We start from the raw sequence: 15,870 nt of genomic DNA, 5'->3' as shown, positions 1-15,870 counted from the left end.
TCAAACCTCCTGTGCGGCTGCGAGCAAATGCGCGACACCCGTCGCGCGGTCCGTCAAGTGCAGGCGGACGGCGGGCCGTCCGCGGGTCTCCAGCGCGGCCAGGTCGCCCAGCGCCTGCGCGAGCTGGAGCCGTCCCAGCGTGTACGGCTGTCCCGGGACGGCGACGTCGTCGGTCACCGCGCCCGTGATCTGCAGGAACACGCCGTTCTGCGGCCCGCCCTTGTGGTATTGGCCGGTCGAGTGCAGGAAACGCGGCCCCCACCCGAACGTCACCGGCCGGTTGGTGCGGATGGCGAGCAGGGCGCGCAGCGTGGCCGCGTCGGCCATCATCCACGCGTCGGTCATCTGCTCGAAGTCGGCCCCCTCGGGCACGGGCGCGTCGAAGGCGGCCAGCCGGTCGAGGTAGGCCATCACGGCCAGGTAGCCGTCGTGCGGGATGGCCTTCAGCAGCTCGGCCAGCACGCCGGGCAGGTCGTGGGAGCGGACCGCGCCGTAGACCTCGACGGGCCCGTCGACCAGCGTGGGCGCGCCGAGCGGCAGGTCGGGCAGGGCCAGCAGGGCCGCGGTGTTCTCCTTGGACTCGGCCACGTTCGGCTGGTCGAACGGGTCGATCTCCAGCAGCAGCCCGGCCACGGCGGTCGCGTACTCCCAGACCAGGAACTGGCCGCCGAGCGGCCCGTCGACGCGTACGGCGCCGTCGTCGGACTCGATCGCGACGACCAGCTCGTCGCCGGTGTGGTTGGGGTCGGCGTTGACGATCGGCAGGATGCCCCTGCCCTGCTTGCCGGTGGACTCGGCGACGAGCTGCTCGATCCAGTCGGGCAGCCCGTTGATGCCGGAGAGCTGGTCCTCCAGCACGAGCTTGTCGCGCCCGGCCAGCGCCGCGCCGCCGAGGGCCGCGCCCAGGTCGAGGCCGGGGTTGCCGGCGTCCAGGGACAGCAGCGGCAGCACCTCCTCGGCGTCGTCGAGCAGCCGCTCGACGTCGGCCCCGGCCAGCGCGCTCGGCACCAGCCCGAACGCCGACAGCGCCGAATAGCGGCCGCCCACGTCGGGGACGGCCAGCACCAGGTGGTAGCCGCCGTCGATCGCCCGCTGCTCCAGCGGCGAGCCCTGGTCGGTGACGACCACGATCCGGTCGGCGGGCGAGATGCCCGCCTCGGTGAAGATCTGTTCGTAGATGCGCAGGTGGCAGTCGGTCTCGACGGTCGAGCCGCTCTTGCTGGCCACCACCACGACCGTGGACTCCAGCAGGTCGGTCAGCGCCCGCCGGACCTGCGCGGGGTCGGTCGTGTCGAGCACGGTCAGCGGCACGTCGGCGGTCTGGCAGATCACCTCGGGAGCCAGCGACGAGCCGCCCATCCCGGCCAGCACCACGTTCGTCAGGCCCTCGGCGCGCGCCCGCTCCACGAGCTTGCCCAGCTCGGGAAGGAGCTCGCGGGAGGTGCGCGGCAGCGTCAGCCAGCCGAGCCGGACCGCCGCCACCGCCTCGGCGTCCTCACCCCACAGCGTGGGGTCGCCGCCGGCCAGCCGCGCGGGCACGCCGTCGGCGACGAGGCGCCCCGCGACGGAGGAGGCGGCCGCGGCCACCCCCTCCTCGCGGTAGGACACCTCGATCATGGCACCAGATTCTTGGTGACGCTCTCCAGCAGCTCGTTCCAGGACGCCTCGAACTTCTCGACGCCCTCCTCCTCCAGGACGCGCACGACGTCGTCGTAGTCGATGCCGGCGTCCTTGAGCGCGGCCATGGTGTTCCAGGCCTGCTCGTAGAAGGGGCGTACGGTGTCGCCGGTGACCTGGGCGTGGTCGGCGGTGGCGTCGAGGGTCTTCTCCGGCATCGTGTTGACGGTGCCGGGGGCGACGAGCTGGTCGACGTACATGGTGTCGGAGTAGTCGGGGTTCTTCACCCCGGTCGAGGCCCACAGCGGGCGCTGCGGACGGGCGCCCGCGGCACGCAGGCGCTGCCAGCGCTCGGAGCTGACGACCTCCTCGTAGGCGGCGTAGGCCAGACGCGCGTTGGCGATGCCGGCCTTGCCCTTCAGCTCCGGCTTGCCGAGCTTGTCGAGCCGCTTGTCGATCTCGGTGTCGACGCGGCTGACGAAGAACGAGGCCACCGACTCGATCGTGGCCAGGTCCAGGCCCTTGGCCTGCGCGGCCTCCAGGCCGGCCAGCCAGGCGTCCATGACCGCGCGGTAGCGCTCCAGGGAGAAGATCAGCGTGACGTTGACGCTGATGCCCTCCGACAGCGCCTGCGTGATCGCGGGCAGGCCCTCAAGGGTGGCCGGGATCTTGATGAACAGGTTGGGCCGGTCGACCATCCACCACAGCGCCCTGGCCTCGGCCACGGTCTTCTCGCTCTCGCGGGCCAGCCGCGGGTCGACCTCCAGCGAGACGCGGCCGTCCACGCCGCCGGTGGCGTCGTAGACCGGGCGCAGCACGTCGGCGGCCCAGCGGATGTCGTACGTGGTGATGGCGCGGACGGCCTCCTCCACGGTGACGCCGCGTACGGCCAGGTCGTGGAGCTGGGCGTTGTAGGCGTCGCCCTTGCTGAGCGCGCCGGCGAAGATCGTCGGGTTGGAGGTGACCCCGACGACGTTCTTCTCGCGGATCAGCTGGTCGAGGTTGGCCGTGCGCAGCCGCTCGCGGCTGATGTCGTCGAGCCAGATGGAAACGCCCTGGCCGGACAGCTTGTTGAGGTTGTCGCTCATCTTCTTCTCAGTTTCCCGTCGTCTCGCCCTTGTCCTGACCCAGCTTGGCGAGGCTCGCCTTGGCCGCGGCCGCCACGCGCTCGGCCGTGAGCCCGAACTGCTCGTACAGCGTCTTGTACGGCGCCGAGGCGCCGAAGTGCTCCAGGCTGACCACTTCGCCGCACTCGCCGACGAACTGGTGCCAGCCGAGCGCGACGCCGGCCTCGACCGCGACCCGAGCCCTGATCGAGCTCGGCAGGACGGTCTGCCGGTAAGCGGAGTCCTGCCCGTTGAACCACTCGACACACGGCATCGACACCACTCGTGCCGGGATGCCCTGCGCCTCCAGCAGCTCGCGGCCCTGCACGGCCACCTCGACCTCGCTGCCGGTGGCGATGATGATGACGTGCGGCTGACCGTCGGACGCGTCGCGCAGCACGTAGCCGCCGCGGGCCACGCCGTCGGCGCTCGTGCCCTCGTAGACCGGGACGTTCTGCCTGGTCAGAGCCAGGGCGGCGGGACGGTCGGTGTGCTCCAGGATCGTCTTCCACGCGTGCGCGGTCTCGTTGGCGTCGGCCGGGCGGACGACGTCGAGGCCGGGAATGGCGCGCAGCGCCCACAGGTGCTCGATCGGCTGGTGGGTGGGGCCGTCCTCGCCGAGGCCGATGGAGTCGTGCGTCCAGACGTAGGTGACCGGCAGCTTCATCAGCGCGGCCAGGCGCACCGAGGGGCGCATGTAGTCGGAGAAGACCAGGAACGTGCCGCCGTAGGGACGGGTGCCGCCGTGCAGGGCGATGCCGTTGAGAATCGCGCCCATGGCGTGCTCGCGGATGCCGAAGTGCAGCGTGCGGCCGTAGGGGTTACCGGGGAAGTCCTTGGTCTGGTACTCCTCGGGGATGAAGGACGGCTCGCCCTTCATCGTGGTCAGGTTCGACTCGGCCAGGTCGGCCGAGCCGCCCCACAGCTCGGGCAGCACCGGCGCCAGCGCGCCCAGCACCTCGCCGCTGGCCTTGCGGGTGGCCATCGAGGAGCCGGTCTCGAACTCGGGCAGGGCCGTGGCCCAGCCGGCCGGCAGCTCGCGGTGGGAGATGCGGTCGAACTCCTTGGCCCGCTCGGGGTTGGCCAGGCGCCATTCGGCATAACCCTTGTCCCACTCGGCGCGCTCGGTACGGCCCCGGGCGACCACCTCACGGGCGTGCTGCAGCACCTCGGCCGGCACGTCGAAGCTCTTGGCCGGGTCCATGCCCAGGATCTCCTTGGTCGCGGCGATCTCCGCCTCGCCCAGGGCCGCGCCATGGATCTTGCCGGTGTTCTTCTTGTTCGGCGCCGGCCAGCCGATGATCGTGCGCAGCCGGATGAAGGAGGGCCGGCCGGTCTCGGCCTTGGCCGCCTCCAGCGCCTCGTACAGCGCCTGGACGTCCTCCTCGTACTCGCCGCCGGCGGTCCAGTCGACGCTCTCGGTGTGCCAGCCGTAGGCCTCGTAACGCTTGACGACGTCCTCGGACTTGGCGATGAGGGTGTCGTCCTCGATGGAGATGTGGTTGTCGTCGTACAGGACGACGAGGTTGCCGAGCTTCTGGTGGCCGGCCAGGGCGCTGGCCTCGTGGCTGATGCCCTCCTCGATGTCGCCGTCGCTGACGAAGCACCAGATGTGGTGGTCGAACGGCGAGGAGCCGCGCTCGGCCTCGGGGTCGAACAGCCCGCGCTCACGGCGGGCCGCCATCGCCATGCCGACCGCGTTGCCCAGGCCCTGGCCGAGCGGGCCGGTGGTGGTCTCCACGCCGGCGGTGTGGCCGTGCTCGGGGTGACCCGGGGTCAGGCTGTCCCACTGGCGCAGCCGCCGCAGGTCGTCGAGCGTGAGGCCGTAGCCCGACAGGTAGAGCTGGATGTAGAGCGTCAGGCTGGTGTGGCCGCACGACAGCACGAACCGGTCGCGGCCCGCCCAGTTGGGGTCGCTGGGGTCGTGGCGCATCACGCGCTGGAACAGCAGGTATGCGGCGGGGGCCAGGCTCATGGCGGTGCCGGGGTGACCCGAGCCCGCCTTCTCGACTGCGTCCATCGCCAGGGCCCGGACGACGTCGACGGCCTTCTTGTCGAGGTCGGTCCATTCAAGGGCTGGCACGAGTTCGGTGCTCAAGTGCTCGATCTCCGGAATCTAGTTGTCATTTGGCAGTACCTGTTGGCTATCCCGCCCACACGGGACCCTAACCGAGTGGAGCTGGCGATCGATTCCCATTCCACCCTCGCGTGTCCATGAATGGCGCAAGCCCCCCATTGGCCGGACCGTCCGCCCCTGCGACTACAGTTTGGTTGTTCGCAGAGGCGCCACGGCGCCACTCATCGATCCGCTCTAATCAGAGGTTACGCGTTGACTCCGCACAGGCTGGAAGCGCCTTGACGGTGCTGACCAACAGGCAGGCCACGGCCCCCTCGACCGAGCCCGGGGCGCCGCGCACGTTCGGCATGGTCGTGAAGGCCTACGTCGCGCTCACCAAGCCGCGGATCATCGAGCTGCTGCTGATCACTACCCTTCCGGTGATGTTCCTGGCGGCCGGCGGCCTGCCGCCGCTGTGGAAGTCGATCGCCGTCATGGTCTTCGGCACCCTGTCGGCGGGCAGCGCCAACGCGCTCAACTGCTACGTCGACCGCGACATCGACCAGAAGATGCGGCGCACCCGCCGCCGGCCGCTGGCCAGGCACCAGGTGTCGCCGCGCGGCGCGCTGGTTTTCGGCATCGTTCTGGGGATTCTGTCCACTGTTGGCCTGTGGCTCACCACCAATTGGCTGGCCGCGGTGCTGTCCACCGGGGCGATCCTGTTCTACGTCATCGTCTACTCGATGCTGCTCAAGCGCCGCACGGCCCAGAACATCGTCTGGGGCGGCATCGCGGGCTGCATGCCGGTCATGATCGGCTGGGCGGGCATCACCGAGCGGCTCGACTGGGCGCCCCTGGTGCTGTTCGGCGTGGTGTTCTTCTGGACGCCGCCCCACACCTGGACCCTCGCCATGCGCTACAAGGAGGACTACGCGGCGGCCAAGGTGCCGATGCTGCCGGTGGTGGCCACCGAGCGGCGGGTGATCCTGGAGTCCGTGGCCTACACCTGGGCGACCGTGCTGTGCTCGCTGGCCCTGTGGCCGGTGGCCGGCACCACGCTGTTCTATCCGGTCGTCGCGGCCGTGCTCGGCGTGGTCTGCCTGTGGGAGGTCCACCGCCTGCTGGCCCGGCTCAACGCCGGCAAGAGCGGCGTCGACCTGCGCCCGATGCGCTTCTTCCACTGGTCCAACGCCTACCTCGCGCTGCTGTTCCTCGCCGTCGCGATCGACCCGCTGCTGGCCTGACCGCCGTGACCGTCCTGACCGCCGTGCGCGACGCCTTCGAAGTGCGTGTCCGGACGGTGAGGAGTGCCTGTCCCGCGCGGGCGGTCGGCACGGACCCCGGCCCTTCGATCCGTTAAAGTCACGGTATGGCGACCCGTGATCCACGCTGGGTGTTGAAGGACCGCCCGTCGTTCGCGTTGATCACCGGGCTGGTCCTCACCGGCATCTGCGCCCTGGTCTCGTTCTCCTTCGACGTGATCAACGGCGAGCCGGTGCAGTTCTTCATCGCGCTCGGGCTCGCCCTGGCTCCGGTGCCGCTGCTGCTGGCCGCCGTGCTGGCGCTCGACCGCATGGAGCCGGAGCCGCGCAGCAACCTGATCTTCGCCTTCGCCTGGGGCGCGGGCATCGCCGTGCTGGTCGCCGGCGCGATCAACTCGCTCAACCTCCACTACTTCATCGACACCGCCAAGCTCTCGCCGACCAGCGCCCGCAACCTGGCGGCCACCTTCGGCGCGCCGGTGGTCGAGGAGACGATGAAGGGCCTGGTGCTGCTCGGCCTGCTGAAGTTCCGCCGGGCCGAGCTCGACGGCCCCACCGACGGCATCATCTACGCCAGCATGGTCGGCCTCGGCTTCGCCATGAGCGAGAACGTCAGCTACTACCTGTCGGCGCTCAACGGCAACGGCGTCAGCAGCCTGGCGGTCACCGTGGTGCTGCGCGGCATCCTGTCGCCGTTCGCCCATCCGCTGTTCAGCTCGATGATCGGGGTGGCCGTCGCCTACGCGGCCCAGCGCCGGGGCCCCGAGCGGGTCTTCCTGGTGCTGGCCGGCTGGTCGGGGGCGATGATCCTGCACGGCCTGTGGAACGGCCTGGCCTCCTACGGCGGCTTCCCCGGGCTCGTGGTGGCCTACCTGGCGCTGCTGGTGGTGCTCGTCGTGCTGATCGGCGTGGTGTTCAGGGACCGGCGGCGCATCGTCGCGCTCATCCAGACCTACCTGCCGCCGTACGAGCCGACCAAGCTGGTCGGGCCGGCCGACATCTACATGTTGTCCACGTTCGCCAGGCGCCGCCGGGCCAGGCAGTGGGCCAGGGCCTACGGCGGCAAGCAAGGCGTGCGCGCCATGCGTGACTACCAGCTCGCCGCCACCGAGCTGGGCCTGCTGCACGAGCGGGCGGCCCGCCACATCGTCGACGAGCAGGCCTTCCACGAGGAGCAGCGTGCCCTGCTGGAGTGCATGAGCACCGCCCGCGCCGACTTCCCGGTGCCGCCCGTGCACGCCCGCCGGATGGCCAGGGGCACACCGCCGCCCGGCTACGCGCCCGGCGCGCCCCGCTGAGCCAGGATCCGGGTCAGCGAGACCTCGCGCGGCCCGGGGAAGACCGGGTCGGAGTGCAGCAGCAGCGCGTCCACGACGGCCTTGCCGGTGGCCAGCAGCTCCCGGGTGGCGTAGGCGTACGTGGTGGCCGCCCACTGACGGGTGGAGTCGTCGCCCACGCCGAACGTCTCCAGCCCGGCCGTCCGGCACAGCGCGACGGCCCTCGGCAGGTGGAAGACCTGGGTGACCACGGTGACCCGCTCGGCGCCGAACACCCGGCGGGCCCGTACGCACGAGTCCCAGGTGTCGAACCCGGCGTAGTCGAGCACGATCACGTCGGCCGGCACGCCCCTGCGCAGCAGGTAGTCGCGCATGGCGGTGGGCTCGTCGTACTCCTTGCGGCTGTTGTCGCCCGACAGCAGCAGCGCGCGCACCTTGCCCGCCCGGTAGAGCTCGGCCGCCACGTCGAGCCGGCGGGCCAGCATGGGCGTGGGCTGCGTGCGCCACAACCCCGCGCCGAGCACCAGCGCGGCCTGCGCGGGCGGCACCCGGCCCAGCCAGCCGCCGGTGTCGGCCACCACGCGGTGCGGTGAGCTGTCGAGCCAGGCCCAGGTCATCGGCGCCAGCACGAGCACGCTGACCAGCACCAGCCCCTGATACGTACGGCGCAGCAGCCTGCGCGAGAGCCTAGGGAGTCCCAGCACACCCCATACCATCGCACAACGGTCAGACCGGAGCGGGTGCTTCCGTGTGAACGGCGGCGGCCGGGACCTCCAGCGGGCCTCTGGTGCGCAGCGAGGTGACCACCCGCAGCGCGGCGATCCACACCAGCGAGGCGCCGAGCACGTGCAGCAGCACCAGCGCGGCCGGCACGGCCAGGAAGTACTGGGTGTAGCCGATCACGCCCTGGCCCAGCTCCACCACGAACAGCCCGAGCACGGCCCGCCTGGCGGCCCGGGGCGCGCCGGTCACGCGCAGCGCGAACAGCAGCGCGAACGTCAGGCCGACGACGACGTAGACGATGTCGGCGTGCAGCCGGGCCACCGTCTCGATGTCGAAGCCGAACCGCGAGGCGATGACGTCGCCCGAGTGCGGGCCCGTGCCGCTGACCACCACGCCCGCCACCAGCAGCACCGCCGTGGCCGCGAGCAGCGCGTGGCCGAGCCGCCGGACGTCGCGGTGGGCGACCCCGGCGGCCGGGCCGTCGCCCTCGCCGGCGCGGGCGTAGAGCATCCAGCAGGCGGCGATCAGGGCCATCGAGATCAGGAAGTGCATGCCGACCGTGAACGGGCTGAGCGCGCTCCTGACCACCAGCCCGCCCCACAGGGCCTGGGCCAGCACGCCCACCGGCTGCAGCAGCGCCAGGCGCACCAGCGGCCGCCTGCGCGGGACCAGGCGCAGCACCGCGAGCACGCACGCCGCGCCCACCGCCAGCACCAGGAACGTCAGCAGCCGGTTGCCGAACTCGATGAGCATCGTGAGCATCGACATCTCGGGATGGGCGATCGGCACGAAACTGTCGGGCGTGCACCTCGGCCAGGTCGGGCAGCCGAGCCCGGAACCGGTCACCCGCACCCCCGCGCCGGTCACCGCGATGCCCGCGTTGGCCACCACGGAGGCCAGCGCCCAGCCGCGCATCGAGCGCGCGCTCGGCGCCCAGAACGAGCGCAGGGCGCGGACGAGGACGTTGGGGCGGCCGGTGGATTCCTTCACGTCAACGATGGTACGGGCCAGGTGGGACGGTCCCGTCAGGGGCTTCTCCCGAACGTGACAATGTGACATGTTACTCCTGGCGGCTTCCTCGACCCGGTCCCGGAGGGGTTTCGAACTGTGATCACTACTGTCGACTACCACACGGGCGGTGAGCCGTTCCGGATCGTCACCGGAGGCGTCCCCGGCATCCCCGGGGCGGACGTGCTCACCCGGCGGGAGAACGCGCCCGCCCACGCCGACCACGTCAGGCGGCTGCTGTGCCACGAGCCGCGCGGGCACGCCGACATGTACGGCTGCTTCCTCGTCCCGCCCGACGACGCCGGGGCGCATCTCGGCGCGCTGTTCTGGCACAAGGACGGCTTCTCCACCGCCTGCGGGCACGGCACGATCGCCCTCGGGGCGTACGCGGTGCAGGAGGGGCTGGTCGAGGCCGACCCAGACGGGGAGACCGACGTGGTGGTGGACGTGCCGTCGGGGCGGGTCAGGGCGCGGGTGCGGTGCTCGGGCGGGCGGGTGGCGGGGGTGACGTTTGTGAGCGTCCCGTCGTTCGTGATCGCCCGGGACGTGGCCGTCGCCGGGACGAAGGTTGATATTTCGTACGGCGGGGCGATTTATGCGTCTATTTCGGCTGGGGTGCTGGGCCTGTCCGTCGAGCCCCGCCACCTGACCGCCCTCGTCGGGCACGCCCGCCGCATCAAGGCCGCCCTGGCCGGCCACCCCGCCACCCGCCACCCGCGCGACGACCGCCTGTCCGGCGTCTACGGCGTGATCTTCTACGACGACCTGCCGGACGACGACCTGCCGGACGACGACCTGCCGGACGACGACCTGCCGGACAGCGGGTCGGCGGACGGCGGGTTGGCGGACAGCGGGCTGACGGGCGTGGGGTTGCCGGGAGAGGGGCTGTCGGGCGGCGGATCGGTGGGCGGCGGGTCGCCGGGTGCCGGTCGGAGCGTCCGGCAGCGCAACGTCACCGTCTTCGCCGACGGCGAGGTGGACCGGTCGCCGTGCGGGTCGGGCACCGCCGCCAGGATGGCGCTGCTGCACGACGCGGGCCTGCGCGGCACCCTGGTGCACGAGAGCGTCGTCGGGTCCGTCTTCCGGGCGCGGGTGGCCGGGGCGACGGCCGAGGGGATCGTGCCGGAGATCGAGGGCATGGCCTATCGCACCGGCCGGCACGTCTTCGAGCTCGATCCCGACGACCCGATCGGAACGGGGTTCACACTGCGATGAGCGCGCTTCCCTACATCGACGGGCCCGAGCTGGAGCGGCTGGTGCCGGTGGGCCGCGCGGTGGCCGTACTCGAACAGGCCCTGCGCGCCGGGCTCGACCCCGAGCAGACGCCCCGGCGGCCGACCGTGGACCTGCCGGCCGGGCAGCTCCTGCTCATGCCCGCCGCCGCCGGCCCCTACGCCGGGGTCAAGGCCGTCACCGTCACGCCCGCCAACCCCGGGCGCGGGCTGCCTCGCATCCAGGGGACGTACCTGCTGCTGGACGGCCATACCCTGGCCCCGCTCGCCGCCCTGGACGGCATCGCGCTCACGTCCCTGCGCACGCCCGCCGTCTCCGCCCTGGCCGTCGCGCACCTGGCCGAGCCGGACGCGCGCCGCCTGGTGGTGTTCGGCAGCGGCCCGCAGGCGTACGGCCATGTCGTGGCCCTGCGCGAGGTGCGGCCCGTCGAGCACGTCACGGTCGTGGGCCGCGACCCCGCCCGCGCCGCCGCCCTGGCCGCCCGCTGCCGCGACCTGGGCCTGACCGCCACCCCCCTGACCACCGCCCCCCTGACCACCGAGGCCCCCACCACCGGAGCCCCCACTGCCGAAGCCTCCACCGCCGAAGCCGCGGCGGTGCCCGACGAGGTGGCCGACGCGCTCCGGGCCGCCGACCTCGTCGCCTGCTGCACCACGGCCGCGCAGCCGCTGTTCCCCGGTAAGCTCGCCCGGGACGGCGTCACCGTGGTCGCGGTCGGCTCGCACGAGCCCGGCGTCCGCGAGCTCGACGGCGACCTCGTCGCCCGCGCCACCGTGGTCGTCGAGGCCAGATCGGCCGCCCTGGAAGAAGCCGGCGACGTGATCATCCCGATCCGCCACGGTACGATCACCTCTGGTCATCTCGCCGGAAACCTCGCCGAGCTGATCGCCGGAAGGGTGGTGACCGGTCCCGGCCCGCGGGTGTTCAAGAGCACCGGCATGGCGTGGGAGGACCTGGTGGTCGCCGCGGCCGCGTACGAGGCGTGGAAGTAGGAGGGAAGGCGGATGGCTGCCGAGGACCGGCTCGACCTGCCCATGGTGGGGGAGCGGCAGAGCCTGCGTGAGCAGGTCGCGCACGCGCTGCGGGCCGCGCTGATCACCGGTGAGATGCGGCCAGGGGTGGTCTACTCCGCGCCCGTGCTCGCCGCGCAGTTCGGCGTCTCGGCCACGCCGGTCCGCGAGGCCATGCTCGACCTGGCCAAGGAGGGCCTGGTCGAGGCCGTGCGCAACAAGGGCTTCCGGGTGACCGAGCTGTCCGACCGCGACCTCGACGAGCTGACCCAGATCCGTGAGCTGATCGAGGTGCCCACCGTCTCGCGGCTGGCCGACAGCGCCCGCGCCGAGGAGTTCGAACGGCTGCGCCCGATCGCCGAGGAGATCGTCTCGGCCGCCGACCGGGCCGACCTGCTCGCCTACATCGACGCCGACCTGCGCTTCCATCTGGAGCTGCTGGCCCTGTCCGGCAACGTCCACCTGGTGGAGGTGGTGCGCGACCTGCGCAACCGGGCCCGGCTCTACGGCCTGTCGCAGCTGGCCGAGCGCGGCTCGCTGACCGACTCCGCCAGGGAGCACCTGGCCATGCTCGACGCGCTCAAGAGCGGCGACGGCAAGGCGGTCGGTCACCTGATGGGCGAGCACATCGGCCACGTCCGGGGCATCTGGGCCGAGCACTGACGCCTGCCGCGTTTCTTTACCGTCCGAATTTAGAAGGTTTGTCCGTTTTGGGGTAATGTGTTTGTGAAAGCTTTCACGTACTGATCTCCGTGAAGCCTCACAAGCCCGGTCACGCGGACGCCCGCATCCGCTGACCTTCACCGGGCTCGGCACCCGCCCACCTCAAGCCGAGCCCTCCGCCGCGCGCCCGAGAGATCCCCATCCCCGCGGGCGCGCGGCGGCATTTACCACTCGGTGCCCCCTACCGCCCGGTCATCCTCGTCGAGCCGAGGCTGGCGGCCACGACGCACACGATCGCCGCCCACTGCTGCACGTGCAGGACCTCGCCCAGCACCAGCACGCCCGCCAGCGCCGCCACGGCCGGCTCCAGGCTCATCAGGATGCCGAACACGTGTTTGGGCATGCGCCTCAGCGCGTGGAGCTCCAGCGAGTACGGGATCACCGACGACAGCAGCCCCACGCCCAGCCCGATCAGCAGCAGCGACGGCTCCAGCAGGTCGGCGCCGCCGGTCGTGACGCCCACCGGCGCGATCACCAGGGCCGAGACGATCATCGCGAACGACAGACCGGTCGTGCCGGGGAAACGCCGCCCGGCCGCCGCCGACAGCAGGATGTAGGCCGCCCAGCACGCGCCCGCCACCAGGGCGAACCCGATGCCGAGCCACCAGCTCGCCGACGCCTGCTGCCCCCAGGGCGCCAGCAGCGCCACGCCGAGGCCCGCCAGGCCGATCCAGGCCAGGTCGAGCCGGCGCCGGGAGGCGGCCACGGCCACGCCCAGCGGGCCGAGGAACTCGATCGCCACCGCGACGCCCATCGGCAGCCGCGACAGGGCCTCGTAGTACGACAGGTTCATCAGCGCGAGCGTCAGGCCGAAACCGGCGCCGACCGCCCAGTCGCGCCACCCCAGCCCCCTCAGCTTCGGCCTGGCCACCGCGGCCATGATCAGGCCGCCCGCCGCGATGCGCAGGAACACCACGGCGCTCGGCGGCAGGACGGCGAACAGGTTCTTGGCGAACGCGGCGCCGAGCTGCACCGAGACGATGGCCAGCAGGACGAGCGACGAGGGCGGGATCGAGTCCGCGGCCTGGCGCAGCAGGCGGCCAGGCCGGGGCAGCGCCGGGCGGCGATCGAAGGGATCGTCGAGGGCGAAGTCGGTCACGGAACTCCTCGCGCGGCAGGTGGGGCAGTCGTCAGAGCGTACTGACCTCGGACGACATCTCCGCACGCGGGGTGGCGCGTCCCCTCACTCCCAGCGGAACAGCCGCGAGACCAGCGTCAGGGTCAGCACGGCCCAGCCGGCCAGGACGAGCACCGGCCCCAGCGGCAGCGCCGCCCCCTGGGCGAGCACCGCGCGCAGCCCGCCGGTCAGCGCCGAGATCGGCAGCAGCTCCAGGACCGGCCGCGCGCCCTCGGGGAACTTCGACAGCGGGAACACCACCCCGCCCGCCCCCAGCAGCACCAGGTAGACCAGGTTGGCCGCGGCCAGCGTCGCCTCGGCCCGCAGCGTGCCCGCCAGGAGCAGGCCGAGGCCGCTGAAGGCCGCCGTGCCCAGCACGACCAGCACCGCGGCGGCCAGGAACGACCCGTGGGGCCGCCAGCCCAGCGCCAGCCCCACGGCCACGATCACAGCCGCCTGGATGACCTCCACGGCCACCACCGCGGCCGTCTTGGCCAGCATGAGCCCGGACCTGGACAGCGGGGTCGCGCCCAGCCGCTTGAGCACGCCGTAGCGGCGCTCGAAGCCGGTGCCGATGGCCTGCCCGGTGAAGGCCGTGGACATGACGGCCAGGGCCAGCACGCCCGGCACCAGGAAGTCGACCCGCCGGCCGCCCCCGACGTCGACCAGCGGCGCCAGCGAGAAGCCGACCAGCAGCAGCACCGGGATGATCAGGGTGAGCAGGAGCTGCTCGCCGTTGCGGAGCATCGTGCGGACCTCCGAGCCGGCCTGCGCGAGCACCATGCGCGGGAACGGCGCGGCGCCCGGCGCGGGCGAGAGGTCGAGCACGGGGGTCATCGCAGCTCCCTGCCGGTCAGTTCGAGGAAGACGTCTTCGAGGGTACGGCGCTCGATGCGCAGGTCGTCGGCCGTGACGCCCTCCGCCGCGCACCAGGCCGTGACGGTGGCCAGCAGCTCGGGCCCCACCTGGCCCTCGATGATGTAGTGGCCGGCCGGCGACTCCTTGGCCGCGCTGCCCACCGGGAGCGCGTTGAGCAGCTCCTCCAGCGTGAGGCCCGGCCGGGCCCTGAACCTGAGCTGCCGCTCGGCCCCGGTCAGCGAGGCCGGGCTGCCCTCGGCCACCACGCGCCCCCTGTCGATGATCAGGACGTGGTCGGCCAGCCGCTCGGCCTCCTCCATGTGGTGGGTGGTCAGCACCACCGACACCCCGGCGCCGCGCAGCTCGCCGACCAGGTCCCAGCAGGCGTGCCGGGCCTGCGGGTCGAGCCCGGCGGTCGGCTCGTCGAGGAACACCAGCTCCGGCCTGCCGATCACGGCCGCGGCCAGCGACAGCCGCTGCTGCTGCCCGCCCGACAGCCGCCGGTAGGGGGTGCGCGCGTGCTCGGCCAGCCCGAGCCGGGTCAGCAGCACGTCGGGGTCGTGGGGGCGGGCGTAGAAGCGCGCGACCAGGCGCAGCCACTCGGCGCAGCGCATCGCCGGCGGCACCCCGCCGGCCTGGAGCATCACCCCGACGCGCGGGCGCAGCTCGGGCAGCGTGGGCGCCAGGCCGAGCACCCGCACCGTGCCGGAGTCGGCCTTGCGGAACCCCTCGCAGATCTCGACCGTGGACGTCTTGCCCGCGCCGTTGGGCCCGAGGACGGCGGTGACCGCGCCGCGGCCGGCCCGCAGGGTGAGGCCGTCGAGGGCGGTCCGGCCGCCGTAGCGTTTGACCAGGTCGACGATCTCGACGGCTGGGGAATCCATGGCCACGAGTTTAGGGACTGCGCCGGGCGGTCCGGCCCTCAGGTACGCGCCCGGCGAACGCCCGTCGGGCGGCCCTGCCCGGAAATGGACGGCCCTTGACCGGACCGTTCCCCGGAAAGGTGTGAGAACCGGGGGAAGTGCGGCGATGAGCTCCACATGTCGCGACGCAGTGGATACGACCCAGGAGTCCCGTGCTGGGTGGACCTGGCCAGCACCGACGTCCCCGGCTCGGCCCGGTTCTACGGGGACCTGTTCGGCTGGCGGGCCGACATGGTCGACGACCCGGCGGCCGGCGGCTACGGGATGTTCGTGCACGAGGGCAGCAAGGTCGCCGGGATCGGCCCCGTCCGCGGCGGCGGCTCCACCTCGCTCTGGAACACCTACGTCGCCACCGACGACGCCGCCGCGCTGGCCGGCCGGGTCAGGGACGCCGGCGGCACCGTCGTGGCCGAGCCCATGGCGATCTTCGACGAGGGCACCATGGTCGCCCTGCGGGCCCCCGACGGCTCCTACGCCGCCGCCTGGCAGGCGGCCGCCCACGTGGGGGCGGAGCTGGTCAACGAGCCCGGCGCGTTCTGCTGGAACGAGCTGTGCACGCGGGACGCGCCCGCCGCCGAGCGTTTCTACTCGGCGGTCTTCGGCTGGACGTCGCGAACGTCCGACCTGGGCGGCATGGCGTACACCGAGTGGGTGGCGGGGGAGGCGGCCGTCGCGGGGATGATCCCGATGCCCGCGGAGGCCCCGGCGGACCTGCCGTCGTTCTGGCTGACCTACTTCGCGGTCGCCGACCTCGACGCGGCCCTGCACGCCGCCGCCGACGCGGGCGCGGACGTGCTCACCGGCGTGACCGAGGCGCCGCCCGGCCGGTTCGCGCAGCTCATCGACCCGCAGGGCGCGGCGTTCGGGGTCATCCAGCTCAACGAAGCATCATGAAATATCTGATAACCGGGAATTAGGAGGACCGTATCCCGGTTTGATCCCTCGGCCCTCGTGGGT

General features: G+C 72.4%; 14 protein-coding genes. 6 read left to right on the top strand and 8 right to left on the bottom strand.

The features are described from left to right. Genes ABZ444_RS23060 through tkt form a run of 3 tightly spaced genes read right to left on the bottom strand, consistent with a single transcriptional unit; the run spans position 1 to position 4,806 of the window. A complete protein-coding gene (locus ABZ444_RS23060; RefSeq protein ID WP_358000259.1) occupies positions 1-1,617 on the bottom strand; it encodes a glucose-6-phosphate isomerase in 1,617 nt (538 codons plus the stop codon). After that, positions 1,614-2,705 carry a transaldolase gene (tal, locus tag ABZ444_RS23055; RefSeq protein WP_358000256.1) on the bottom strand — a complete coding sequence of 364 codons (1,092 nt, stop codon included), beginning with the start codon at positions 2,703-2,705 and terminating at the stop codon, positions 1,614-1,616. The genes ABZ444_RS23060 and tal overlap by 4 nt, the downstream gene beginning before the upstream one ends. Positions 2,706-2,712: 7 nt before the next feature. Continuing rightward, positions 2,713-4,806, bottom strand: coding sequence for a transketolase (gene tkt / locus ABZ444_RS23050; RefSeq protein ID WP_358000253.1), 2,094 nt, complete (start codon positions 4,804-4,806; stop codon positions 2,713-2,715). A gap of 272 nt (positions 4,807-5,078) precedes the next feature. Here tkt and ABZ444_RS23045 point away from each other — a divergent pair, with 272 nt between their 5' ends. Both ABZ444_RS23045 and ABZ444_RS23040 read left to right on the top strand, forming a co-directional pair. Beyond that, positions 5,079-6,023, top strand: coding sequence for a heme o synthase (locus tag ABZ444_RS23045; protein ID WP_357983351.1), 945 nt, complete (start codon positions 5,079-5,081; stop codon positions 6,021-6,023). Between the two features lie 125 nt (positions 6,024-6,148). Continuing rightward, positions 6,149-7,339, top strand: coding sequence for a PrsW family intramembrane metalloprotease (locus ABZ444_RS23040; RefSeq protein ID WP_358000251.1), 1,191 nt, complete (start codon positions 6,149-6,151; stop codon positions 7,337-7,339). Here ABZ444_RS23040 and ABZ444_RS23035 read toward each other — a convergent pair. Continuing rightward, positions 7,315-8,022 carry an ElyC/SanA/YdcF family protein gene (locus ABZ444_RS23035; protein ID WP_358000248.1) on the bottom strand — a complete coding sequence of 236 codons (708 nt, stop codon included), beginning with the start codon at positions 8,020-8,022 and terminating at the stop codon, positions 7,315-7,317. The genes ABZ444_RS23040 and ABZ444_RS23035 overlap by 25 nt on opposite strands. Before the next feature lie 22 nt (positions 8,023-8,044). Next, positions 8,045-9,031: a COX15/CtaA family protein gene (locus ABZ444_RS23030; RefSeq protein ID WP_358000245.1), complete on the bottom strand. Its 987-nt coding sequence runs from the start codon at positions 9,029-9,031 to the stop codon at positions 8,045-8,047. A gap of 117 nt (positions 9,032-9,148) precedes the next feature. On the opposite strand from ABZ444_RS23030, the gene ABZ444_RS23025 reads away from it, so the two are divergent. The 3 genes from ABZ444_RS23025 to ABZ444_RS23015 are packed head-to-tail and all read left to right on the top strand — an operon-like array spanning position 9,149 to position 11,955. Further along, positions 9,149-10,264 carry a proline racemase family protein gene (locus tag ABZ444_RS23025; protein WP_358000242.1) on the top strand — a complete coding sequence of 372 codons (1,116 nt, stop codon included), beginning with the start codon at positions 9,149-9,151 and terminating at the stop codon, positions 10,262-10,264. After that, positions 10,261-11,274, top strand: a complete 1,014-nt coding sequence (locus ABZ444_RS23020) for an ornithine cyclodeaminase family protein (protein WP_358000239.1) — start codon at positions 10,261-10,263, stop codon at positions 11,272-11,274. Before ABZ444_RS23025 ends, ABZ444_RS23020 begins: the two co-directional genes overlap by 4 nt. A gap of 12 nt (positions 11,275-11,286) precedes the next feature. Beyond that, positions 11,287-11,955 carry a GntR family transcriptional regulator gene (locus ABZ444_RS23015; protein ID WP_358000236.1) on the top strand — a complete coding sequence of 223 codons (669 nt, stop codon included), beginning with the start codon at positions 11,287-11,289 and terminating at the stop codon, positions 11,953-11,955. A 241-nt stretch (positions 11,956-12,196) separates the two neighbouring features. Here the strand turns inward: ABZ444_RS23015 and ABZ444_RS23010 are convergent, their stop codons facing one another. The 3 genes from ABZ444_RS23010 to ABZ444_RS23000 form a co-directional block, all read right to left on the bottom strand. Further along, positions 12,197-13,114, bottom strand: coding sequence for an EamA family transporter (locus ABZ444_RS23010; protein ID WP_358000233.1), 918 nt, complete (start codon positions 13,112-13,114; stop codon positions 12,197-12,199). 84 nt (positions 13,115-13,198) lie between these two features. After that, positions 13,199-13,969 carry an ABC transporter permease gene (locus ABZ444_RS23005; protein ID WP_358000230.1) on the bottom strand — a complete coding sequence of 257 codons (771 nt, stop codon included), beginning with the start codon at positions 13,967-13,969 and terminating at the stop codon, positions 13,199-13,201. Continuing rightward, positions 13,966-14,874, bottom strand: a complete 909-nt coding sequence (locus tag ABZ444_RS23000) for an ABC transporter ATP-binding protein (RefSeq protein ID WP_358000227.1) — start codon at positions 14,872-14,874, stop codon at positions 13,966-13,968. The genes ABZ444_RS23005 and ABZ444_RS23000 overlap by 4 nt, the downstream gene beginning before the upstream one ends. 156 nt (positions 14,875-15,030) lie before the next feature. On the opposite strand from ABZ444_RS23000, the gene ABZ444_RS22995 reads away from it, so the two are divergent. Further along, positions 15,031-15,807, top strand: coding sequence for a VOC family protein (locus ABZ444_RS22995; protein WP_358000224.1), 777 nt, complete (start codon positions 15,031-15,033; stop codon positions 15,805-15,807). Positions 15,808-15,870: the final 63 nt, after the last annotated feature.

Source organism: Nonomuraea sp. NPDC005730 (assembly GCF_040630865.1).
In the GTDB taxonomy this organism is placed as follows: Bacteria; Actinomycetota; Actinomycetes; order Streptosporangiales; family Streptosporangiaceae; genus Nonomuraea.
This window is presented reverse-complemented; position numbering and strand designations above follow the sequence as displayed.